Raw genomic sequence first — 23,531 nt, forward strand, 5'->3', positions numbered from 1 at the left:
CGAGGCGGGGGCTGGGTGTTAATCCTCAATAGTAAAGAGGACTGCCACGCTGGCGTCTACGGCGCTGGCCTTGATGTAGCCAATGGCGCTTTCGTCCGCCGCCACCGCCGCTTTCATGGCTTCGGCATCATCCATGCTGCGGGGAGGTTGTTGTTTGCCGGAGAAGATACGGCGAGACCAGTAGGCATGCAACTGTGATGGGCTCTTTTGCAGAACCTCACGCACAAACTGCTGACGCGATGGATCGCCCTTTTCCAGATCATAAGGCGTGGCGGTGCTGCCATCGGGGAACTGGCTGGCTTTACCCAAGTAAATACGCTGCACTAACGCCTGATCGACACCGGTGTAGGTATTGGGGTTTTTGACGTTCACAATGACGGCAACGTCCGCCCACAACACACTAGACAAGGTCAGCAGCGCTGCCGTGGTGAAAGCTTGAATACCTTTCATGATAGCGCTCCTTAAAAGACCAGTTGCACAGCCATACGGTACAAGTTACCGCTGGTACCAGGCTCACCACGGTTGGTGATTTCGTTGTGATGGGTGGCTTCCAACTTGAAGGCTGTTGCTTCATCCAAGTCGTAGCGCAAGCCCAAGGTGTAGCTTTCGTCTTCGCCGTCCAACTTCAACTGCTCCTGTACGTCGCCCACTTCACCGCTGTCTACCTGATCCTGCGATTTGGAGTAGGTGGCGTGCACAGTGGCCGCGCCGAAACGCTTGGCAACACTGGCCAACCAGGCAATGTTGTCTACGTACAAGCCGGTGTCGAACTCGATGATGGCGGTCTCCGCCATGGCACTCCAGTCGCCGTTATCCCAGTTCACTGCCAGGTTGTAGTAGTTGGCGTCCTGCTCGTCGAAGTTAAACGCCTCTTGGGTGCTTTTGCTCATGCCAGCCGTCAGCGCTGCGGCGGCGGTTTGTGCCACATCAATACGACGCGCACCCGATGCTGTCAGCGCTGCCAGCGCGTCTTGCGGTGACGTGCCTTGTAAAATGGCACCCAGCGTTGCGCTGTCAGCGTAGCTGTCCAGGTTCATTTCGGTTTGCTGCGCACCGGCGCGGAAACCAAAGTTGCCTTTGTAGAGGTTCAGCGTAATGCCGGCGAAGTTGTTCAACTCCGACTCGTACTCTTCACCAAACAGATCGATCGGCTTGTCACGACGACCAAAGTTCACCTGCAGCTGACCGTCAAAGGTGTCGAAGCTGAAACGACGCGTCACATCGAAACCGTCGTAGTCAGCAAACGGCAAGCTGTAAACGTCGCTGGATGGGCGCACCCAGTTGTAGGCGTAGCCGACGTCCAAAAACTCGGAATAATAGAAGAACGGAATACGCAGACGACCAAAACGTAAGTCGGTCTGATCATTGATGGCGTGGCTTACAAACGCCAACGACGTTTTCACTGCAAAGTCGTCTTCACCACGGGCCGTCATTTGCACCGTTGCACTGGTGGCGTCGGTGATTTGCTTGCTGACTTGCAAGCCCATCATGGTGTCACGTTCAAAGAAACGCGCTTCTTCAGCCTGGTAAGACTCAATGGTGATGTCTTCTTCATCTAGGTAATAAGCGCCAATATTAATAAATCCATACACGTTGAGACTGTCGTCTGCCTGTGTAGCGGTTGCACCTGTGCCCAGGATGGCACAAGTCAAAGCAGTGTATAGTCGAGTTCGCATGCGAGACCTCCTAAATCAGGAGGCGCGATTCTAGCTGAGACGGCAAAACAGTTTTTGATCTAATCGGCGAATATTTGTTTCTTTGTGTGACCAGGCGGCGCAGATAGTCCGCTTAGTCATATCTGGGTCTTAGTAATTGCAAGGACAGCTGTATGCAGCGCCATCAAGAGACGTTAAGGCACCCTTGCACATCGGCCGGGCGACGACGCAAGCGCAGAGCAAAAATCGTCGCTGTCACAAACATCACCAGACTGTACACGCTTGGCGCAATCGACATTTCCGTGCTTTGCAGCACTCCGGTGGTAATCAACAGTGCCAGGGTACTGTTTTGCAAACCGACCTCTAGGCACACGGTGCGTGCCTGGGTTTCGCGATGCAGCAGCCAGCTTCCTAATGCGTAACCAAGCACCATGGTAACAACGTTGAGCAGCAACGCTGCAGGGCCCGCTTGCACCACAAAGTCGAGCAACTGCGGCCCCAGATTGATGGCAATGCTAATCACCAGCAGGCCTAGCACCAGCATGGAAAAAATACTCAGTACCGACTCCAGTCGCTTGGCCAGCTCTGGCCATTGGCCACGAATCGCCATGCCAAACAATACCGGCACCACCGTAATCACAATCAGCTTGAACCAAGTACTGAGCAGCGGCAGTTCAAACTGCTTGCCGCCATCGCCATAAAAGCTAATCGCCCACGCACCTAACAAAGGAATCGTAAACGGAGTGATAAAACCCAGCACCGCTGTCAGCGACACCGACAACCCGACGTCCCCTCGCGCTAAGTAAGTGTATAAATTAGAGGTCACCCCGCCTGGGCACAGCGCCAAGATAAACAAACCAATGGCCACCTCGCCCGAGAGCCCGGTGATGGCAATCAGTGCCATCGCCACCAGTGGCAGCATCAGCAACTGGCAACTGGCTCCTAAAAAGAAGCCTTTCGGCTCGCTGGCAACACGGCGGAAATCCGCTGGCGTCAGGCTCATCCCCACACCGGCCATGATTAACATTAAGGCGATCGGCAAACCGATCTGGGTCATTGCCTCAAACATATTGGAATTGCTCTTTTTATCGTTATTGTCAGCAAGCTACTGTATCGACCGCCACACAACAAGCCCGCTGAGTAACGGTTTGCAAAGGGCGTGACGGTCAAGTCGTGATTACAGTGCGTAAAAGAACACTTTGGAGTTGCGCTGGAAGTTGTACAGCTGCTGCCTGGCAGCGGGCAGTGCGCCAACATCACCAGCAACAAAACCCTGCTCAATAAACCAATGAGCAGTGCGTGTCGTCAGTACAAACAGCCGCTGAAAACCACGTCGCCGCGCCTCGTCGGCCACTTGCTGCAATAACCGCTGGCCACGCTGGCCACCGCGATAATCAGGGTGCACCGCCACGCACGCCAGTTCAGCGTCATCATCGGAATACGGATGCAGTGCTGCGCAAGCGGTAATCAGACCGTCGCGTTCTATCACAAAGAAACGCTGCAGTTCGTTTTCCAACAATTCACGTGAGCGCTTCACCAGAGTGCCGTCTTGCTCCAGCGGCTGTAACAGATTCAGTATGCCGGCCACATCGTCTGTGCGCGCTGGGCGCAGCTGATCGTAGGGTTCACGCGAGATCATGGTGCCGCCACCTTCGCGGGTAAACAGCTCTTGCAGCAAAGCGCCGTCGACGCTGTGGCTAATGATGTGCGCACGCGGCACACCTTGGCGCACTGCGCGAATGGCAGTACGGCTGAGTTGCTGGCAATGCTCATCCAGTGCCGGCAAACACTGCTCTAGCTGCCGACAAGTAATTTCTCGCAGCAATTCACCGTTGCTGCCGTTCAGCCCTTGCTCCGCCGACAACAAAATGAGCTTGTCTGCACGCAAGGCCGTTGCGGTGTGCAAGGCGACGTCTTCGGCGGTTAGGTTAAACACATCCCCAGCGGGTGAGTATCCGGTCGGCGACAGCAGCACTATGTGGCGTTGTTGCAACAACTCACGGATGGCCTGATGTTCGATGCGGCGCACCTCACCCGTGTGTTGATAGTCGATGCCATCGATCACGCCGCGTGGTTTAGCCATCACAAAATTGCCACTGACGACACGAATGCGCGCTCCGTGCATCGGTGAGTCAGGCAAGCCCAGCGACAAGCGCGATTCGATGTCGGCTTTGACGATACCAACCGCGGCTTTCACCGCAGCTAGGGCTGGATCGTCGGTAATGCGCACGCCCTGCTCAAACCGGCTCTGCAGATTTAAGTGCGTTAATACCCGATCAATTTGTGGGCGCGCGCCGTGAACCAGCACCAAACGCACACCAAAGCTTTGCAGCAGCGCCAGGTCGTGGACCAAGTGGGTAAAGTGCGCATCGTCCAGGGCTTCGCCTTCGAGCATAATGACAAAGGTTTTATCCCGATGGGCATTGATATAGGGTGACGACTGGCGAAACCAGTGCACATAGGGCGGAAGAGAGGCGTGTTCAGTCACAAAGGGGGCCGTTAACTGCAGTTTGCTCCCCATTGTTTTCGCTTAGACCAGTTTGTGCAAATGCTTTTGTCGTTCCCAAGCGGGTAGCAGGGGCTTACCATAGACTTATGACAACTGAAATCGAACTCAAATTGCGGCTCAACGCCGACCACGTCTCTGCTCTGGCGGATCACCTTGATCAACACGCCGAGCAGCAATCCAGCCAACCACTCAGCAATCAATACTTTGATACTGCCAATGGCGATCTGGCACATCATCGCTGCGCTCTGCGTGTCCGCGCCTTGGGCGACGAGAGCTACGAGCAAACGCTGAAAACCGTTGGCCAACTGCGCGATGGCATTCCTCATCGACGCGAGTGGAACTGGCCACTGGCCAGCGATGCTTTTGACCCAGAGCTGCTGCGCGACGACGAGATCGAAGCGCAGCTGCCCTTGGAGCTGGCCGAGCACGACATTGCGCGGGTGTTTCGCACCGATTTTGAACGCCGCCGCTGGCTGTGGCAGCAAGGTGAAAACACCATCGAAGTGGTGTTGGATCAGGGCAATATCGATGCCGCAGGTCAACAACAAGCGCTATGCGAACTGGAGCTAGAACTGAAACACGGCGATGCCAGTGCGCTGTGGGAACTGGCGCTCACCCTGGCGCAGCAAGTGCCTCTGTGGCTCAGCATTATTAGCAAAGCGGAACACGGCTATCGCTTGGCACAGCTCCACCAAGGCTGGCAGGAAGAACCGCAGCTAGCGGCCGACGCGTCTACCATCAGCGCTATGCGGTTATGGCTGCAGCATGAAACTGCGGGCCTGCAGCGCTCGATGGAGCTGGCGCTGTGGCACGGCGACAGCCAAGCCGGGCTAGACGCTTGGCAACACTGGAACAACTTGCGTCAATTGCTGGTCACCAGCGGTAAGGTGATCAAGCGCAAGCACAGCAAAACCGTGCGCGATGCACTGGCGCAGCTGGAACCTGCGTTGGCACAGCTGTCAGCGCTCGTCACTGCAGCTCGATTTAGCGGCGCACGGGATTTGTACAGTATCTACTGTCAGCAAGCCGCCAGCGTGGCCAGCAATGCGCAGCTGGCGCAGGCACTGATAGTCGTGTCACAGCAAATACCGCGCTTACAGCTGGAACCGTTAGAAGACAGCGCACTGCAGCGTCTGCAACGCACCTGGCGCGACGAAGCATCGCTCATCCTCGATGCCCCAGTGGACATCAACGCCGAACATTGGGCTCACCGCGTCACTCAATACGCCCGTTTGCGTCAGTTGTACCTGTGTCGGCACAGCTTGAGTGAGCCATTGGAAGATGACGGCAGCGCCATGCAGCAGCACCGTACACGAGTGCGCTTGCTGTCTGATATGCTGGCCGGCACGACTCTGTTGCAGATCAGTCGACAACCCGGTGCCTTACTGGGAGAGCATTCGCAGGCATTGCGCGACGAGTTCGCCCAGTATTTGCCACTCGAGTTGAAATCACGACTGCTGCAACTTCGACCACAACTGTAATCATGGCAGGCAGGTATGCAGGCTCAGGCTGATCGCTTCACCACGTTATCGACACTCATCGAAGGCCTGCGCCGTGACGGCGTATTGTCTGAAGAGGACTACCAAGCCGGGTTGTCGATCCGCCGCAGCAGTGACGAAGCCGAACTGCATCCCCTGACCTTGATCGCACGGCAGGGGTTCTCTGATCAGCGCAGCACCAAGCTGCTGACCGAAGACACCCTCACCGAGTGGCTGGCCGAGCAGCATAAACTGCCCTACTTCCACATCGATCCGCTGGAAGTCGACGTCGCCACCATCACCGACGTTATGTCCTACGCATTTGCCGAGCGCCACCGCATTTTGCCGGTCAAAGTGACCGCCGATGAAGTGGTGGTGGCCTGCGCAGAACCAGAGGTGTTCGGTTGGATCAGCAACATTGAACACGTCAGTCGCCGTCAGGTCAGCCGGGTATTAACACCACCCAGCGATATCGAGCGCCATCGGGTTGAATTTTATCAGCTGGCCAACTCCGTCAGTCGCGCCCGCCAAGCACATAAGGGCGCCAGCGGCGTGCAAAATCTCGAGTCGATGCTCGAGCTGGGCAAGGCCAGAGCGCCAGACGCCAACGACGAACACATCGTCAACATCGTGGACTGGTTGCTGCAATACGCCTTTGACCAACGCGCCAGTGATATCCACCTGGAGCCGCGGCGAGAGATTGGCCACGTGCGCTTTCGCATCGATGGTGTGCTACACACGGTGTACGAACTGCCGGCTCAAGTCGCCATGGCGGTGGTGGCACGCATCAAATCACTGGGCCGCATGAATATTGCCGAAAAGCGCAAACCGCAGGACGGCCGTTTGAAAACCAAAACCCCGGCCGGCAGCGAGGTTGAACTGCGCTTGTCGACCTTGCCCACCGCCTTTGGTGAAAAGCTGGTGATGCGGGTGTTCGATCCACAAGTGTTGGTGCGCTCATTTTCTGAGTTGGGGTTCAGCCGCGAGGACAATCGTCGCTGGCAGGCCATGACCGAAAACAACCACGGCATTGTGTTTGTCACCGGCCCCACCGGCTCTGGTAAAACCACCACCCTGTATTCAACCTTGAAGCAATTGGCCACGCCGGAAGTCAACGTCTCCACCATTGAAGACCCGATCGAGATGGTGGAGCCTGCGTTTAATCAGATGCAGGTACAACACAACATTGAGTTGGATTTTGCCAGCGGTGTGCGCGCCCTGTTGCGTCAGGACCCGGACATCATCATGGTCGGTGAGGTACGTGACCTGGAAACGGCGGAAATCGCTGTGCAAGCGGCGTTGACCGGCCACTTGGTATTGTCCACCTTGCACACCAACGATGCGCCCAGTGCCGTCACCCGTTTGCTGGAGCTGGGCCTGCCACCGTATCTGATTCGCTCCAGCGTGCTTGGCATCATGGCTCAGCGTTTGGTGCGCACGTTGTGCCCACACTGCAAAACGCCGCACAAGGTCGACGAAGACGCCTGGAAGCAGCTGACCACGCCATGGCTGGTGAAAACACCCGACACCATCTATGGCCCGAAAGGCTGTTTGGAGTGCCGCGATACCGGTTACATGGGCCGTATGGGCATCTACGAAGTAATGCCGCTGTCCGACAGTTTGATGGGGCAAATCGACGATAACACCGACCTGTTAAAACTGCGCCAAGCAGCCATGAAAGAAGGCATGCACAGCTTGCGTTTGAGTGGCGCACATAAAGTCGCGGCCGGCATGACCACCATTGCCGAGGTGATGCGCGTGGCACCTTTGTCCAAGTTTTAACGTTAATGCCTACTCGGACATAGAGTCAGGCCTTGCAAGCCCCTAGAATAGCACCCGTTTATCCGTCACACTGAAAAGAAACAACTACGCGGGACTAACGGGCGTGTCACAACAGCTTCCGGCCATCATAGATTTAGAAGCCTCCGGTTTTGGCCGCGGCAGTTATCCCATCGAGGTGGGATTTGCCCTGGAGGACCGCGTGGTACACAGTTTTTTGATTCGCCCGGCACCGACCTGGCTGCATTGGAGTGATGAAGCGCAACAGATTCACGGCATCAGCCGCGAGCAGTTGGCCGAAGAAGGCATCAGCGTGCGCGAAGTAGCGCTGCAAATGAATCAGCTGTTGCGTGATAAGACGCTGTACTCCGACGCCTGGAGTTTTGACTCCAGCTGGGTCGGACGGCTGTTCGATGAGGCCGAGTTGGTACAGCGTTTTCGCATTGAAACCATCAACCGCTTATTAACCCCGACACAAATGGAAGCCTGGCACGACACCAAACAACGGTTATGGCAGCAACAACCGTTTCATCGCCATCGTGCCGCCAATGATGTCAAAGTATTGCAAGAGACCTACCGTCAGGTAGTCGGCATGACCACAGCTTAAGACTGGGTTTGCTGTTCGTCGGAGTCCATATCCAGTACCGCTTGCTCCAGAAATTGCACCTCGCGCTGTTTGCGCTCCAGCTGTTCGCGCAATTCATCAACGTCGCCCTGATCCGCCAGCTCCAAAAAGTGGCGCTCGATAAATTCCTTCTCCGCCAGGGTGCGCTTGAGAGAGTCTTCGGCGCGGTTTAGCTCATCGCGGATTTCTTTCACTTCCGAGGCCCGAAAACTCAGCTTAAGCTCCTCGGATAAGTTGCGATTGAGCAGCTTCTCTTCTTGGTATTGCTGCTTTAACGCCTCGACTTTTTCCTGCAGGCGCTGTTTGTCGCGCTGCAAACGATCACTGGTCACCTTAAGCGACTTCATCGATTGCACTTCTCGGCTCATGCGACTGACTTTTTGTTTCAGTTGTTTGGCCGTCTCGCTCATGTTTTGCTGAGTGGTTTGATACTTATCTAATAACTTTTGCGCTTTTTCGTAGGCCTTGTTCAATTCGGCAAAGCGCCGTTGCAGCTCTTCTTTGTCCTGTTCTTCGCTTTGCAGATAGTCGTGAAATGCTTGTTTTTGCTGCTCCATCAGCGCCTGCATCTGCTGCCACTCTTCCACGCTGATATCACCTTGCCCGAGCTCTGCCAACTCGTGGCAGACATCATCCAAGGCGGTGGTGACCTTCTGCTGCTGCTCAGTGCTGTCTTCGATGTGCTTTTGTTGTTCGTTCAGTTGCTGCAGTAGATGATCATTGGCTTGCATCAACTCCAGCAATCGATGTTGCTTCCAGCGCCAAATGGCGACTAATGCAAACAGGGTCGCGATCCACAAAAAAGCCAATTGACCCAGAGCCAGCCAGCCATACACACTCATACATCACCTTTGCGCTATATGCTGATTACATACTGGCCTGACGCTGGCATACGTCAAGCTGTTCTATACTGGCAGCAACAACAGGAGGATGCATGAAGTTCTTGATCGTGGACGATAGCCCGGCGATGCAAACCATCATTCGCCGTTCGCTGGAAAAAGCCGGTTACGCCGATATTGAGTTCAAGCTGGCCAGTGATGGTAGTGAAGCACTGGATATCATCCGTACCTGGGAGCCGGAACTGGTGATTACCGACTGGCACATGCCGCAAATGAACGGCCTGGATCTGATGCACGAGTGCAATCGCCAGATGCTGGGCATTCGTTTTGGCCTAGTGACCACGGAAACCAGCCCGGAACGCATCCAAGAAGCGCGTGATGCCGGTGCTTTGTTTGTGCTGCATAAACCGTTTGAAATGGACGAATTTCAGCGCGCTCTGGTGCCCATTGTGCAGGGTTCGGTAGAAGGTGAAGAACTGCTCTCACGGCAACAACACGATCAAACCACCTACGATTTGCACCTCCCCGCACTCAGCGCGTTGACCACTGTGATTAACGGCGTCTGCCACAACCCCATTGTGTTAGAACCGACCGACATGCGCAGCATCGACTACCGGCACTTACCGTATGTAGTGAGCCTGTTTTGCGACCATGGTCATGCCAATGTCAAAGCCGTGTGTATTCTTGATTTACGTGCCGCCGCAGTGCTGGGTTGTTCCTACGAAGGTGCCGCCGAAGCGGTCATGCAGCAGTGTCTGCGTGAACAGCTGCTCGACCGCCACCTGCTGGATAACATCAAACGGCTGATGAAACTGACCGGCGCGCTGTTTTACGATCCAGCCAACAAGCAAGACCTGGATTTAAAAGGTGTGCATTTGATTCCCAAACCGTTTGAGCGGCTAGAAAAGTTGGGTGCCAGTACCGGCGATAAACGCTTGGATTTACGCGTCGGTTCTATTGAGTATGGCGAGGGGCAAATGATTTTGATGGAAGTGGTCGACTGACCACTTCCAGCTAGCGCTGATACAAGCGCCCTTTTTTCTCACGCTTATCGGGCCGTGTTTTAAAGCGCTTGTGTAGCCACAGATACTGACTTGGATGTTCACGCAGCTGCTGCTCTAAAAACGCATTCGCCAAACGTGCATCGGTGGCGTCGTCGCCACTGGGGATATCCAGCGCGGGATGCACCGTAACCACATAACCAGAGTTATCGTCTTTGCGAAAATACGTGATCGGCAAGACCACCGCGTTGCCCGCTTTCGCGATGCGTGATGTCGCGGTAATGGTCGCTGCCGGCATGCCAAAGAAATCGACAAAAATGCTGTTTTTGCGGCCAAAATCTTGGTCTTGTGCGTACCACAGCACTTCGCCCTGCTTCAGCGTGCGAATAAAACCACGAATGTCTTTGCGGGTAAAACAACGCTCATACAACCGGGCACGGCTGCGCTCCATCAAGTAATTCATCACCGCATTGTCCTGCGGGCGATAACTGACGTTAATGCTTTGCACGTTCGACACCAAAGCACCGGCCAGGTCCAGCATGCTGTAGTGTGCTCCCAACAACATTACACCGCGCCCTTGCTGCAGCTGCTCGGTGACTTGTTCAAAGCCATGAAACTCGGTGCGCGACATCAAATAATCCGGACGGCGAAACCAAGCCATCATGGTTTCCATCAGGCCAATGCCGTTGTCGATAAAGATCTGTCGCACCAACTGTTGGCGCTGCTGCGACGACTTTTCCGGGAAGCACAGCTGAATATTGACGCTGGTAATGTGGCGGCGCTGATGACCAAAGCGGTGCAACACCAAACCAATCTGGCGGCCAATCCACAGTTGAGTTTTGTATGGCAGCCGCGTCATCAGGTTCAAGCAGCCAATCCCTAACCAGGTAGGCCAGTACTTGGGGTGCCATAAGGCTTTCGGCATTGCCTTAAAAAAGCCCGTCTCAGCCATTGAGCCAGTCCATATAAGCACTCACGCCTTGCTCAACACTGGCAAACGTCTCGCTATACCCCACCGCGCGCAGAGCGCTGATGTCGGCTTCGGTAAAACTCTGGTAGGCGCCTTTTAAGTGATCCGGGAAAGGTACGTATTCTTTATGCCCATTCAAGCCATGCTGCTGATGCCAAGCCAATACCGCGTCGGCAACATCGTTAAAACTCTGACAACGACCGGTACCTAGGTTAAAAATGCCGCTCTTTTCCGGGTGCTGTAAAAACCACAAATTGACTTTGACCACGTCGGCGACAAAAACAAAGTCACGGCGCTGCTCACCGTCGCCATAACCGCCACTGCCGCCAAACAGTTTGCACACGCCTGCGTCTTTTAGCTGGTTGTTAAAGTGAAACGCCACCGATGCCATAGAGCCTTTGTGCTGTTCACGAGGGCCATACACATTGAAATAACGAAAGCCCACCACTTGTGAGCCAAAGCTGTTTTGCAAACGGCGCACGTATTGGTCGAACTGCCACTTGGAGTAGCCGTATACGTTCAATGGTTTTTCATGATCGCGTGCTTCTTTGAACACCTCACTGCCACCATACACAGAGGCGCTGGAGGCATACAAAAATTGAATGCCCTTGGCCAAGCACGCATGCAGCAGCACTTTGGAATATTCGTAGTTATTGGCCATCATAAACTTGCCGTCCCACTCGGTGGTGGCTGAGCAAGCGCCTTGATGGAAAATGGCCTCGACGTTGTCGAGAATGCCATCGTCGGCTTTTACTCGGGCAAGAAAGTCGTCTTTATCGAGATAATCGGCAATGTCGCAGTCGCTGATGTTATAGAACTGTTTGCCATCGCTGAGATCGTCCACCACGATGATGTCCGTGCGACCTTGCTCATTCAGTGCTTTGACCAGGTTACTGCCAATAAAACCCGCGCCGCCGGTTACGATAATCATGCTTCACTCTCCTGAATTCGTTTCACAATGGCGGACGTTGAACAGTTGTCTTTGAAACTTAAAATGGCCACGTCACCACCATTGTCTTGCACACACTGCCCACCTGCGACCTGCTCCACAGTGTAATCGCCGCCTTTTACCAACACGTCCGGCAATACTCGGCAAATCAGTCGCTCGGGGGTGTCTTCACTAAACGGCACCACCCAATCGACGCTTTCCAGAGCGGCCAACACCGCCATGCGGTGCTCCAACGGATTAATCGGCCGGCTGTCGCCTTTTAAACGCTGCACCGATTCATCCGAGTTCACCGCCACCAATAACCGCGCACCCAATGCCTTGGCTTCTTTTAAATACTGCACATGGCCTGGGTGAATGATGTCGAAACAGCCATTGGTCATTACCAGAGTTTCACCGCGTGCCCGCGCTTCGGCGACTTGCAGCAGCAAGCTTTCCTCGTCAAACAGCCCAGCGCCCTGGTGGTGCTCACTGCGCAGCTCAGCACGCAACTCTTCGGTGCTGACCGTCGCGGTACCAAGTTTGCCGACCACAATTCCGGCTGCGGTATTGGCCAAGGCCACCGCTTGGGCCAGGCCAACGCCGGCCGCCAGCGCCGCCGCCACCACGGAAATCACCGTATCACCAGCACCGGTCACATCGAACACTTCACGCGCTCGTGTGGGCAAGTGAATAGGCTCGTCTGTAGCGGTAATCAGCGTCATGCCCTTTTCACTGCGTGTTACCAGCAGCGCATGAAGATCGTAGTCGGCGATCAGCGCACGTCCTTTTGCTACCAGGGTAGCGTCGTCCGCAGCAGGGCCAACAACGGCCTCAAATTCATTCAGGTTGGGGGTAATTAGGGTCGCGCCTCGGTAGCGCTCGAAGTCCGTACCTTTAGGGTCGATCAGTACCGGGACTTGTTGAGCACGCGCGCCTTGAATGAGTGGCTGTGGATCGGTCAATGCGCCCTTGCCGTAGTCGGACAAAATCACCGCACCCGCGCCCGTCACATTTTGCTCAAACGCGCGCTGCAACGCCGATAAGTCGGTGGCATCGAACGCTTGTTCAAAGTCCAGCCGGATGAGTTGCTGATGGCGACTCATCACCCGCAGTTTGGTGATGGTAGGCAGCAAGGGGTGGTGATGAAAGTGGCAACGTACCTGATGCTGCTGCAGCATCTCCGACAACACCCGGGCGTTGTCGTCGTTGCCGACGATGCCCAACAGCTCGACCTGCGCTCCCAAGGTGGCGAGGTTTAACGCCACGTTGCCGGCGCCGCCGGCACGATTTTCAATGTCATCAATACGCACCACAGGCACTGGGGCTTCCGGAGAAATGCGCGACGTCGGGCCCTGCCAGTAGCGGTCCAACATAACGTCGCCAAACACCAGTACGCGGCCACGGTGGAAGTCAGGAAGGGCGATATCCATGGTTACAGTCACAGCCTAATTTGGAGCGCCGCAGTCTAGCATATTGGCTTATGTGATTGTGCTACTATGCGCGCGCCCGTGAGCCGGGTAGTGTTTTGTTTATCGATTCTGTATGCGGATGTTCTGTGGCGCGTTTTTTTTACACTGTGATTTATGCCTGCTTACTGCCCTTTATGCTGGCGCGCCTCTGGTGGCGCGGACGCGTTAACCCAGGCTATCGCTTGCGCTGGCGCGAACGCTTCGGTTTTATTCCACATCGTCCCGCCGCCAATGGTTTATGGGTGCATGCGGTCTCTGTCGGCGAGACGCTGGCCGCAGCGCCATGGATAAAAGCGTTCCAGCAGCGCCACCCCAATGTTCCGGTAATTGTCACCACCACCACGCCCACTGGCTCAGAACAGGTCAAGCGCCTGTTCGGTGACCGCGTTTATCACATGTTCCTGCCCTACGATTTGCCGGGCTTTTGCTTGCGCTTTCTGCGCCAGGTGAACCCCGGCGTATTAGTGATTATGGAAACGGAGCTGTGGCCCAACCTGATTCACAGCTGCCAGCAGCAACGCGTGCCCGTGGTGTTGGCCAACGCGCGTCTGTCGGAGAAATCACAACAAGGTTATCAGCGCTTCGCTGCGCTGACTCAACCCATGCTGCAACAGCTGACCATGGTTGCGGTGCAAAACGCCATTGATGGCCAGCGCTTTATCGAACTGGGTTTGCCCAGTGATCGCTTAGAAGTCACCGGCAGCGTCAAATTCGATGTGCAAGTTGCACCACAAAACATTGCCAGTGGCCAGCAGCTGCGCCAGCAGTGGGGCCATCAGCGTCCGGTACTGGCGCTGGCATCCAGCCACGCCGGTGAAGATGAACAGCTGTTGGATTTGTACCCGCAGTTGGCAGCCAGTTGCCCAGGGCTAGTGCTGATGTTGGTACCGCGTCACCCTGAGCGTTTTGATGCCGTGGCCAATGCCGTGCATGCACGTGGCTTAAAGCTGCAACGTCGCAGCAAGGGCACGGCCTCCGATATGACCCAAGTGTATGTTGCCGACAGCATGGGGGAAATGCTGAGTCTGCTGGCTGCAGCCGACTTAGTGGTGATGGGTGGCAGCCTAATCGAGCATGGCGGCCATAATCCAATCGAGCCGGCAGCATTGGCCAAAGCTACCGTTTGCGGGCCTCACTTCACCAACTTCGCCAGTATCGTACGCACGTTAAAAGAGGCCGGTGCTCTGCACGTTTTGCCAAACGATCAACAGCAGTGGTTAGCGCACCTGCAACAGCTGCTGGCGCAGCCGCAGCAACGCTTGGCGATGGGACAAGCCGGGCAGGCAACAGTAGAAAAAAACCGTGGCGCCGTCGCGCGTTTGGTGGGGATGGTAGAAACCCTGCTGCATCGCTAGTGCAGCAGGGTATAGAGCATCAGGCTTGGTTTTGTAACCAACCGTTTAACTCGTTGATGTCACCTTCGTGCAAGGTGCCAGCGTAGAACTTCAGGTTCAGCAGATTAATGATGTAATCGTAACGCGCATTGGCGTAGTCACGCTTTGCACTAAACAGATTACGTTGCGCATCCAATACTTCCACAATATTGCGCGTACCCACTTCATAGCCGGTTTCCGTCGCTTCCAGCGCGCTTTCGGCGGAAGCAATAGCTTGTTTGCGAGCCTTAACGTTCTTCACATCCGTTTGCACCTGACGATACAAGCTGCGAATGTTTTGCTTCGCCTGACGACGCTGGCTTTCTAACTGGTAGTCTGCCGCAGCAAACTGACTGGCTGCCTGTTTGCTCTGACCGTATAACGAGCCACCGGCCAGCAGTGGCACTGACAGCTGCACACCTATCGCTGTGGAAGTGCTGTCTGTTGGATCCGCTAATGAAGGCTGATCAGCGTCTGTGTAGCTGGCCACCAGTTTGACGGTGGGCAGGTGATTAGAGCGCGTGGCATTGCGCTGCAGGCGCACACTTTCCCGATTGGATTGCGCCAGCAGGATGCCCGCGTATTTTTCCATACCACTGGAAACCCATTCACCGACATTGGCAGGTGCTGGCATCTGCATTTGCACATCGTCACGCAGGGGCGCCACATCGCTGTAGCGCTCGCCAGTCAGAACTTCCAGCGCTTCGTAGCTGATGTCCAGTGCCGCTTCCTGACCAATCAGGTTCACGGCGGTCAAATCGTACGTCGCTTGCGCTTCCAGTACTTCAGTTACCGCAATCAAGCCCACTTCGAAACGCTGCTTGGTTTGCTCTAACGACCGGCCTACGGCTTTTTCTTCTGCTTGCGCGGTGGACAAGTTTTCCTGCGCGCGCAGCACATCAAAATAGGCTTTGGCAGCACGCAGTAGCAAATCTTGCTCAGCCAGCTGCAGTTGATGTGCGGCCGCATCGTCACCCGCTCGAGCAGATTGATAGGTGTACCAACTGTTTAAATCGAATAAGGCTTGAGAGGCTTCAATCGACAGGCTATCCAAGGTGTAGTCGTTATCGACGTCCGCAGAAGCGCCGCTAACCGGGTCGATTTGCTCGCTCTCCGTGTCGAATTTGGTTTTGCTGTAGTTAAACTGCGCTTGCGGCAGCAAACCACCCCGAGCAATGGCCACGTTATAGCCGTTTGCTTCGCGTGTGGCTCGAGCCGCTGCCACCTCCGCATCGTTAGCGACGGCACGCTGATAAATGGTACTCAAGTCGGTGGCGTGAGCCATTCCAGCCATCAACATGGCCGTCGACAGGGCAAGCAGTTTTTTCATACTCAGTGCCTTAATTAGGTTAGATTCAGTCCGTTGCGCAGGATCATAGCAGAAAGAAAAAGCGCTAAGTGGCGCTATTGTTCCGCTCAGAGGAACACAGCGTCAGTTTACAGCGTAAACATGCCGCCACAGACTGTCTACGTCCAGCCAACACCATGATTCTTCCACCAATAAGGTTCACCTCGTTATGCCTCCTATCCCACCACCTTTTCAAATAAAGGATGTCGAAGTCACTGACCGCAGCACCTCTTTTAAGGGCTTCTTCACCATTGAGCAGCTGACACTAAAGCACCGTACCTTTGACGGAGAATGGTTAGGGCCCTTTACTCGAGAGCTGTTTCGCCGGGGCGAAGCGGTGTGTGTATTGTTGTTTGACCCCAAGCGTCAGACGGTGGTGCTGACAGAGCAGTTTCGTGTTGGCGCCATCGATGATGAACGTTCGCCATGGTTGTTAGAGCTGGTGGCCGGCATGGTGGAAGACGGCGAAACATGGCAGCAGGTAGCCCAGCGAGAAACGCAAGAAGAAGCCGGCTGCCAGTTTTATCAGCTCATTCCCATCTGTGATTACTGGGTTTCGCCTGGTGGCTGCGATGAGCGTGTCATGCTCTACTGTGGGCTAATCGACAGTGAACAGGTAGGCGGTGTGCACGGCTTAGCGCAGGAACACGAAGACATTCGCTTGGTCACATTAAGCCTTGAAGAAGCCAAGCAAGCGCTGGCGGATGGCGTTATCAACAACGCCGCTGCCATCATTGCGTTGCAGTGGTTGCAGCTGCATCACAAACAACTACTGTCAGAACTGACGGACTGATTGGCAGCCATGACACTCCTTCGTTACTCTGCCGTCACACTTTGGGAGGCCTTAGGCGATGCGTAAGCGCTACGTACCGGATCTAACGCAGTTGGCCGCGCAGTGCGAAGCCAATTATTTGCGTTTGCAAAGATTGCTGCATAACGTCGACGAAGGCGATGTGCGCTGCTTTGCGCTGGAACCTAGCGGCACCAGTATTCGCATCCAGCTGGAGGAAGAACACCCGTACACCAGCATGCTCGATATTCGCCAAGCCGGTGAAACTGCGCAATGGATTACGCCACCGCAAATGAAAGTGCGGTTGTACCACGATGCCTCGATGGCGGAGGTGATACGCTTTCAGAATCAGCATCGCCTGCAGGGACGCTATACTTACCCGAACGATAAAATGCTGCTGCCCGATGAGAAATGGCAATTGAACAAGTTCCTGGCCGAATGGCTGGATCACTGCCTACAGCATGGTCGGTCACAAACTCAGCACCAATTTGCTCCGGCGCCGTGAGTTTGTGACCATGGTCTCACAGGGTTTACGGCACCACAGGTAAAGTTACACACTACAAAAAAACTAGGGATGAGGTGCCGCTTGTATACGTTACAGCAGTCGGGCTCATTAAAACTGATACAAATTACAGATACTCACCTCAATGAGCCCGAGGACGGTCACCTACTGGGCATGAAAACGCTGCACAGCCTTAATTGTGTGCTCGATCTGGTGCGCCAGGAACAGCCCCACATTGACGCCATCTTGGTCACCGGCGATTTGTCGCAGGACGGCTCACCTCGTTCTTACCAACATCTGCGCACCGCGTTAGACGCTTTTCCTGTGCCCTCTTTCTGGTTGGCGGGCAATCACGATGAGCGCAGTGCGATGCAAAGCGCCGATATTCCCGGTGACCACCTGATCCGCGTGGTGCGTTCTGCACACTGGCAAGTGGTTTTGATCAACAGCCAGGTGGCCGGCAAAGTATATGGACGCATCAGTCAAAGCGAGTTGGATTTTCTCGATCAGACACTGGCTGAACGGCCTGATTTACACAGCTTGGTGACGTTTCATCATCACCCAGTCGACATGGGCAGCCGCTGGATCGACACCATCGGCATTCGCAACGCCGACCAACTGCTTGAGGTGATCGATCGACACTCCCACGTGCGCTGCCTGCTGTGGGGTCATGTGCATCAGGAAAGTGACCAGGACCGCAACGGCGTGCGCCTGTTATCGACGCCTTCTACTTGCGTGCAATTCGCTCCTGGCAGCGAAGACTTTGCGGTCGATACCCTGGCACCCGGTTACCGCTGGTTAGAACTGCACGCAGACGGTCGGCTTGATACCGGCGTCAGCCGTGTCGAAGGCATCGACTTCGAAATCGATTATTCGGTTAAGGGCTACTGAGTGGCCCTCCCGGTCTGTCTTTATTTGCACGGATTTCTCAGCTCGCCGCATTCGCTCAAAGCGCAGCAAGTGCACGACTGGTACGAGCAGCATCACTGCCCGCATAGGCTAAGCATCCCCACCTTGCCATTTGCCCCTGAACAGGCCATGGCCGTTGCCGAAGCGGAACTGCAGCGCTTGCTTGAGGAGCATCCCAACACGCCCGTGCTGATCATCGGCAGTTCCTTGGGCGGCTATTACGCAACCTGGCTGGCTGAGCACTACCCCTGCAGCGCAGCGTTAATTAATCCCGCCGTACGTCCGTTTGATTTGTTCGCCGACTATCTCGGCCCTAACACTCACTTTCATACCGGCGAAGTGCACCATCTCGAGACTGAACACATTGACCAGCTGCGCCGGTTCTATTGCCCACAGCTGCAGTATCCGCAGCGCTGTTTATTGCTACTGCAAACGGGCGATGAAACTCTGGACTATCGCCTGGCGGCACACTATTACCGCAACAGCCCAGCCTGGTTGGAAGGCGGTGGCGACCACAGTTTCGTTAACTTCGTCCAACGCTTGCCCATGCTGATGCAGTTTTCGCAGCGCTAGGGCCCGGCTATACTCGCCTGCATTGCCTAATTCTTACTGCGCTTGGCGCAGTGGTTCCACCTTTGAGGTTGCTATGTCACAGCAGTACACCGCCCAATCCATTGAGGTACTGAGCGGACTGGATCCGGTACGCAAACGTCCCGGCATGTATACCGATACCACCCGGCCCAATCACTTGGCGCAAGAAGTGATAGACAACTCCGTGGATGAAGCCTTGGCCGGTCATGCCAGCAGCATTGAGGTCACGCTGCACGGCGACGGCTCCATGACAGTGCAGGACGATGGTCGTGGTATGCCCACCGATATCCACCCGGAACACGGGGTGTCCGGCGTAGAGCTGATTCTCACGCGCTTGCATGCCGGCGGTAAGTTCTCTAATGACAACTATCGTTTTTCCGGCGGCTTGCACGGTGTCGGCGTGTCCGTTGTGAATGCGCTGTCGACCATGTTGGAAGTTAAAATCTGGCGCGGTGGCGAAGTGCAGCGCATTGGTTTTAAAGACGGCAACAAAGCACTGGATTTGGAAGTCATCGACCAATGTGGCAAGCGCCGCACCGGCACCAGTGTGCGCTTCCTGCCCGACCCGCAATATTTTGATTCCGCTAAGTTTTCCATTCCGCGGCTGAAACATAATCTGCGGGCTAAAGCGGTACTGTGCCCTGGCCTGCGCATCAAGTTCAACGCCCCCAATGCCGAAGACAGCGCCGAATGGTTCTATGAAGACGGCTTGACCGATTACCTGCGCATCAGTGCCAGTGGCGAAACCGTGCTGCCAGCCGAGCCATTTACCGGCTCTATGTTGGGCGATACCGAAGGCGTCGATTGGGCCGTGCACTGGCTGCCAGAAGGCGGCGAACTGCTGCAAGAAAGCTACGTTAACCTGATTCCCACCGCCCAGGGTGGAACACACGTGAACGGTTTCCGCTCCGGTCTGCTGGACGCTTTGCGCGAGTTCTGTGAGTTTCGCAACCTGCTGCCGCGTGGCGTCAAGCTTACTCCTGATGACATTTGGGAGCGCTGTGCCTATGTGTTGTCGGCTAAGCTGGCGGACCCACAATTTGCCGGACAGACCAAAGAGCGCCTGTCCTCACGTGAGGCGTCGGCGTTTATTTCAGGCGTTGTTAAAGACGCTTTTGCTTTGTGGCTCAACCAGCACACCGCCGAAGCCGAGCACATTGCCGAGTTGGCCATTAATTCGGCGCAAAGCCGTTTACGCAAAGCGAAGAAAGTGGCCCGCAAGAAGATTACCCAAGGGCCAGCATTGCCCGGCAAACTGGCCGATTGCACCAGCCAGGACGGTCAACGCTCGGAGCTGTTTTTGGTGGAAGGTGACTCCGCCGGCGGCAGCGCCAAGCAGGCACGTGATCGTGAATTCCAGGCCATCATGCCGCTGCGCGGTAAGATCCTGAACACCTGGGAGGTAGAGTCGGGAGAGATTCTCGCCTCACAAGAAGTGCACGACATTGCTATTGCTCTTGGCATCGACCCCGCCAGCCATGAGTTGGATGGTTTACGCTACAGCAAAATCTGCATCCTAGCCGATGCCGACTCCGATGGCTTGCACATTGCTACACTGTTATGTGCGTTGTTTGTGCGCCACTTTCGCCCGCTGGTGCAGCAAGGCCATGTGTACGTTGCCATGCCGCCGCTGTATCGCATAGACGTTGGCAAAGACGTCTATTACGCATTGGACGAGGCTGAGAAGCAGGGCATACTGGAGCGCATTAAGGCAGAGAAAAAACGCGGCAAGGTCAATGTTCAGCGCTTTAAAGGCTTGGGCGAAATGAACCCCATGCAGCTGCGCGAAACCACCATGGATCCCAACACCCGTCGCTTGGTACAACTGACGTTGGATCCGGAAGATGGTACCGACGAGCTGATGGACATGCTGCTGGCGAAAAAGCGCGCCAGTGATCGCAAAGGCTGGCTGGAGCAACGCGGTAACGAAGTGGAGATTGCTTGATACGGCCAATCCCCACTACAGGACGTCTTGGGGATGCAAATCAAAGCAATCATCTTAGCAGCCACCCTATGGCTGCTAACGGCACCCGCCAAAGTTCAGGCAGAACCAGCCCAGGTTCTGCTGCTGCTGTCTTACGACCCGATGTTCCCCACCAGTCACCTGATTGTCGACACCGTTCGCCACACTCTAGAGTCAGAATCACAGCAGCCGCTGCAACTGCACGTCGAGTTCCTCTACAGTAAACACAACAATAACGCTGAATACCTAGCCAAAGCGCTAGAGCTACTGAAGATGCGCCGACCGCTGGCGCACTATGATCTGATTATCACCGCCGATGACAACGCCCTTCGTTTGGTTCACTACCACGCCCGTCCCCACCTGAATAACACGCCGGTGGTGTTTCTCGGCGTCAATGACGCCAACCTGATCCGTTTAGTGCGTGGCAATGGCGGTTATACCGGCCAGTTTGAAGGGTTGCCCGGCGCCGAATTTATGGCCTGGTATCGCACCTTTTTTGCCGAACAGACGCTGCGTGTGATCGCCGATGGCAGGCCCACCAGCCTTGCTGATTTGGAGCAAATCAAAGCCGCCAGCCGTGGCGTTGGACAACCGATCAACATACTGTCGCTCACCAAACTCAGCTGGTCAGAGCTGGCCCAGCAGCTGGATGCCAACACCGACCCAGTACTGCTGCTTTCTAGCTATCGCGACCGTTTAGGCGAGAACAAGACCTTTCCTGGCGCATTGCGGTTTATCAGCCACACCACCGCAGCGCCGCTGTTGCATGTGTATCGCCACGGCATTGGCCGAGGCATCATCGGCGGCATTGTGGTGGACCATCGTCAGCACGTGCGCCTAGCCGCCCGCCAAGCCTTACAGGTGTTAGCTGGCCAGCGGATCAATGACATCGACGTCAACTGGAGTACACCGGCAGTGCCATTGGCTGACAAGGCGCTGTTTGCTCAATACGGTTTGAGTGCCCAGCTGATGCCAGAAGATACCTTGTGGCTTAACGATGAACCATCCGCTTGGCTGCAGTTGCATCAGCTGCTGTTGTTCGCGGCGGCGGCGATGCTGCTGTTTATCGCGCCCTTGTTTTGGCTGTGGCTTAAATGGCAACAAAGCCGTTTGCGTGACCAACAGCACCGCCGGCAACTGCAGTCCTTGCAACAAGCACTGGATGCAGTGCCCGATATCGTCTTTATCAAAGACAGCGCCGGCCACTATCGTTTTTGCAATGCCGCCACCGCTCAGTTCCTCGGTCAGACCGCAGAGCAGCTGGAGGGTGTCAACGATCGTGAGCTGTTTACCGCAGAGCAAACCGCGGAAATCCAACATGTCGATCGCTCCGTCATCGACGGCCAGCAGCGACGCACACTGGATGAGTGGATACAGGATTCCAGTAGCCGCTTGGCGTTGCTGCAAACCACCAAAACCCCACTGCTCGACGAGAGCGGCGCTGTTGCTGGGCTGATCGGCGTTGCCCGCGATATCACCGAGCTGCGCAAGACCCAGCAAAGCTTGGAGCACATGGCCCACCATGACGGCCTCACCGGCTTGCCCAATCGCACCTTGCTGTATCAACGCCTGACGTACGCTCTGCAAATGGCGCAGCGCAATTCAGAACAGATTGCCGTGGTGTACGTCGACTTGGACCGCTTTAAAGACATCAACGACACCCTCGGACACGCCATTGGCGATTTACTCTTGCGTGATGTCGCCCAGCGTTTGCACAGCAATGTGCGTGACTCCGATATTTGCTCGCGCCTGGGTGGCGATGAGTTTGTGGTGATTCTGACGCAGGTGGACGATCCGCAGCACGTCAGCGACAAGTGCCAGCAGCTGCTGCAAGCATTGGCACAGCCGTATAGCCTGCAAGGGCATTTGCTGAGCGTTAACGCCAGCATCGGTGTGAGTATTTTTCCGCGCCACGGTGAACACATCGACGAACTGCTGCGACACGCCGACAGCGCATTAAGTCAGGCCAAGTCGCAAGGCCGCAATCGCTGCTGTATGTACGATGCCAGCAGTGACGATGGGCAATCCAAGCGCGCTAACCTGGAGCAGGACTTGCGCCAGGCCATCCAACAGCAACAGCTCACACTGGTGTATCAACCACAGTTTCATGTCGGTGAATCCGCTCCACGACGGGTCGAAGCGTTGTTGCGCTGGCCACATCCGGTGCATGGCCACATTACTCCGAACGAATTTATTCCGCTGGCCGAAGCCACCGGTCTGATGGCCGATATTGGCTTGTGGGCATTGGAAAATGCCTGTTTGCATTTTTTACACTGGCGCCGCAACGGCTTGGAGTTGGAGAAGCTGGCGGTGAATGTGTCTGCCATTCAAATTGATGGTCACTTTGCCCGCCGTATTCAGCAGATACTGCAATCCTTGCAATTTGATCCCCACTGGCTTGAGCTGGAGGTGACTGAGTCGCTAATGATGAGCAGCACCACCGAAGTGGCCCGGCAAATCGAGGTGCTGCAAGCCATGGGAGTGGAGTTTGCTATCGATGATTTTGGCACCGGTTACTCGTCTCTCAGTAAGATCAAAGCCATGCCGGTCAAAGCGTTGAAGATCGACCAGTCATTTGTCGCTGGCATCAACTCCGACCCCAACGATTACGAAATCGTGCGTGCCATTATCTTGATGGCCAGCAGCCTGAACATGTTGGTCATCGCCGAAGGTGTGGAAACCGCAGACCAAGCCGAAGCCTTGCAGCGCTTGGGCTGCGAATGGATGCAGGGCTATTTTTTCAGTCATCCCCTCGACAGCGATACCCTGTTTAACCAATACCGCCGCTGATTCAGCCTGGGT

The 23,531-nt window shown here is 55.4% G+C and carries 20 protein-coding genes; 11 read left to right on the forward strand and 9 right to left on the reverse strand.

What is annotated here, in order from left to right; translation table 11 throughout:
* Positions 1 to 18: 18 nt before the first annotated feature.
* From CHH28_RS03130 to argA, 4 genes are all read right to left on the reverse strand, one after another.
* The gene (locus CHH28_RS03130; RefSeq protein ID WP_094058935.1) at positions 19 to 450 is read right to left on the reverse strand and encodes a hypothetical protein; all 432 of its coding nucleotides are present in this window, start codon (positions 448 to 450) and stop codon (positions 19 to 21) included.
* A gap of 11 nt (positions 451 to 461) precedes the next feature.
* Positions 462 to 1,676, reverse strand: a complete 1,215-nt coding sequence (locus CHH28_RS03135; protein WP_094058936.1) for a hypothetical protein — start codon at positions 1,674 to 1,676, stop codon at positions 462 to 464.
* Between the two features lie 163 nt (positions 1,677 to 1,839).
* Entirely contained in the window at positions 1,840 to 2,724 is an 885-nt protein-coding gene (locus tag CHH28_RS03140) for a bile acid:sodium symporter family protein (protein ID WP_094058937.1), read from the reverse strand.
* 108 nt (positions 2,725 to 2,832) lie between these two features.
* Complete coding sequence (argA, locus tag CHH28_RS03145) at positions 2,833 to 4,143, reverse strand: amino-acid N-acetyltransferase (RefSeq protein ID WP_233243728.1); 1,311 nt, start codon at positions 4,141 to 4,143, stop codon at positions 2,833 to 2,835.
* Between the two features lie 107 nt (positions 4,144 to 4,250).
* Here argA and CHH28_RS03150 point away from each other — a divergent pair, with 107 nt between their 5' ends.
* From CHH28_RS03150 to CHH28_RS03160, 3 genes are all read left to right on the forward strand, one after another.
* Positions 4,251 to 5,645 carry an inorganic triphosphatase gene (locus tag CHH28_RS03150; protein WP_094058939.1) on the forward strand — a complete coding sequence of 465 codons (1,395 nt, stop codon included), beginning with the start codon at positions 4,251 to 4,253 and terminating at the stop codon, positions 5,643 to 5,645.
* A gap of 15 nt (positions 5,646 to 5,660) precedes the next feature.
* Positions 5,661 to 7,424 carry a GspE/PulE family protein gene (locus CHH28_RS03155; protein ID WP_094058940.1) on the forward strand — a complete coding sequence of 588 codons (1,764 nt, stop codon included), beginning with the start codon at positions 5,661 to 5,663 and terminating at the stop codon, positions 7,422 to 7,424.
* Positions 7,425 to 7,527: 103 nt separating this feature from the next.
* The gene (locus CHH28_RS03160) at positions 7,528 to 8,028 is read left to right on the forward strand and encodes a hypothetical protein (RefSeq protein WP_094058941.1); all 501 of its coding nucleotides are present in this window, start codon (positions 7,528 to 7,530) and stop codon (positions 8,026 to 8,028) included.
* On the opposite strand, the gene CHH28_RS03165 is transcribed toward CHH28_RS03160, so the two are convergent.
* A complete protein-coding gene (locus tag CHH28_RS03165) occupies positions 8,025 to 8,888 on the reverse strand; it encodes a hypothetical protein (RefSeq protein WP_094058942.1) in 864 nt (287 codons plus the stop codon). The two genes, CHH28_RS03160 and CHH28_RS03165, sit on opposite strands and share 4 nt — an antisense overlap.
* Positions 8,889 to 8,980: 92 nt before the next feature.
* On the opposite strand from CHH28_RS03165, the gene CHH28_RS03170 reads away from it, so the two are divergent.
* Positions 8,981 to 9,889: a response regulator gene (locus CHH28_RS03170; protein WP_094058943.1), complete on the forward strand. Its 909-nt coding sequence runs from the start codon at positions 8,981 to 8,983 to the stop codon at positions 9,887 to 9,889.
* Positions 9,890 to 9,899: 10 nt separating this feature from the next.
* Here CHH28_RS03170 and lpxL read toward each other — a convergent pair whose 3' ends face one another.
* Genes lpxL through hldE form a run of 3 tightly spaced genes read right to left on the reverse strand, consistent with a single transcriptional unit; the run spans position 9,900 to position 13,214 of the window.
* Complete coding sequence (lpxL, locus tag CHH28_RS03175; RefSeq protein ID WP_094058944.1) at positions 9,900 to 10,838, reverse strand: LpxL/LpxP family Kdo(2)-lipid IV(A) lauroyl/palmitoleoyl acyltransferase; 939 nt, start codon at positions 10,836 to 10,838, stop codon at positions 9,900 to 9,902.
* A complete protein-coding gene (gene rfaD, locus CHH28_RS03180) occupies positions 10,831 to 11,787 on the reverse strand; it encodes an ADP-glyceromanno-heptose 6-epimerase (protein WP_094058945.1) in 957 nt (318 codons plus the stop codon). The genes lpxL and rfaD overlap by 8 nt, the downstream gene beginning before the upstream one ends.
* Positions 11,784 to 13,214: a bifunctional D-glycero-beta-D-manno-heptose-7-phosphate kinase/D-glycero-beta-D-manno-heptose 1-phosphate adenylyltransferase HldE gene (gene hldE, locus CHH28_RS03185; RefSeq protein ID WP_094058946.1), complete on the reverse strand. Its 1,431-nt coding sequence runs from the start codon at positions 13,212 to 13,214 to the stop codon at positions 11,784 to 11,786. The genes rfaD and hldE overlap by 4 nt, the downstream gene beginning before the upstream one ends.
* Positions 13,215 to 13,339: 125 nt before the next feature.
* Here hldE and waaA point away from each other — a divergent pair, with 125 nt between their 5' ends.
* Positions 13,340 to 14,608 carry a lipid IV(A) 3-deoxy-D-manno-octulosonic acid transferase gene (gene waaA / locus CHH28_RS03190; RefSeq protein WP_094058947.1) on the forward strand — a complete coding sequence of 423 codons (1,269 nt, stop codon included), beginning with the start codon at positions 13,340 to 13,342 and terminating at the stop codon, positions 14,606 to 14,608.
* A 19-nt stretch (positions 14,609 to 14,627) separates the two neighbouring features.
* On the opposite strand, the gene CHH28_RS03195 is transcribed toward waaA, so the two are convergent.
* Positions 14,628 to 15,956, reverse strand: coding sequence for a TolC family outer membrane protein (locus CHH28_RS03195; protein ID WP_094058948.1), 1,329 nt, complete (start codon positions 15,954 to 15,956; stop codon positions 14,628 to 14,630).
* Between the two features lie 187 nt (positions 15,957 to 16,143).
* Here CHH28_RS03195 and CHH28_RS03200 point away from each other — a divergent pair, with 187 nt between their 5' ends.
* The 6 genes from CHH28_RS03200 to CHH28_RS03225 all read left to right on the forward strand — a co-directional run bounded on the left by CHH28_RS03200 (position 16,144) and on the right by CHH28_RS03225 (position 23,519).
* A complete protein-coding gene (locus CHH28_RS03200; protein ID WP_094058949.1) occupies positions 16,144 to 16,767 on the forward strand; it encodes an NUDIX domain-containing protein in 624 nt (207 codons plus the stop codon).
* 58 nt (positions 16,768 to 16,825) lie between these two features.
* Positions 16,826 to 17,269: a DUF1249 domain-containing protein gene (locus tag CHH28_RS03205; RefSeq protein WP_094058950.1), complete on the forward strand. Its 444-nt coding sequence runs from the start codon at positions 16,826 to 16,828 to the stop codon at positions 17,267 to 17,269.
* 81 nt (positions 17,270 to 17,350) lie between these two features.
* The gene (cpdA, locus tag CHH28_RS03210) at positions 17,351 to 18,157 is read left to right on the forward strand and encodes a 3',5'-cyclic-AMP phosphodiesterase (protein ID WP_233243730.1); all 807 of its coding nucleotides are present in this window, start codon (positions 17,351 to 17,353) and stop codon (positions 18,155 to 18,157) included.
* Positions 18,158 to 18,748, forward strand: a complete 591-nt coding sequence (locus CHH28_RS03215; protein ID WP_094058952.1) for a YqiA/YcfP family alpha/beta fold hydrolase — start codon at positions 18,158 to 18,160, stop codon at positions 18,746 to 18,748. It begins immediately after the preceding gene.
* 73 nt (positions 18,749 to 18,821) lie between these two features.
* A complete protein-coding gene (gene parE / locus CHH28_RS03220; protein WP_094058953.1) occupies positions 18,822 to 20,711 on the forward strand; it encodes a DNA topoisomerase IV subunit B in 1,890 nt (629 codons plus the stop codon).
* 33 nt (positions 20,712 to 20,744) lie between these two features.
* Positions 20,745 to 23,519: an EAL domain-containing protein gene (locus CHH28_RS03225; RefSeq protein ID WP_094058954.1), complete on the forward strand. Its 2,775-nt coding sequence runs from the start codon at positions 20,745 to 20,747 to the stop codon at positions 23,517 to 23,519.
* Positions 23,520 to 23,531 lie beyond the last annotated feature (12 nt).

Source organism: Bacterioplanes sanyensis, from assembly GCF_002237535.1.
Lineage (GTDB): Bacteria > Pseudomonadota > Gammaproteobacteria > Pseudomonadales > Oceanobacteraceae > Bacterioplanes > Bacterioplanes sanyensis_A.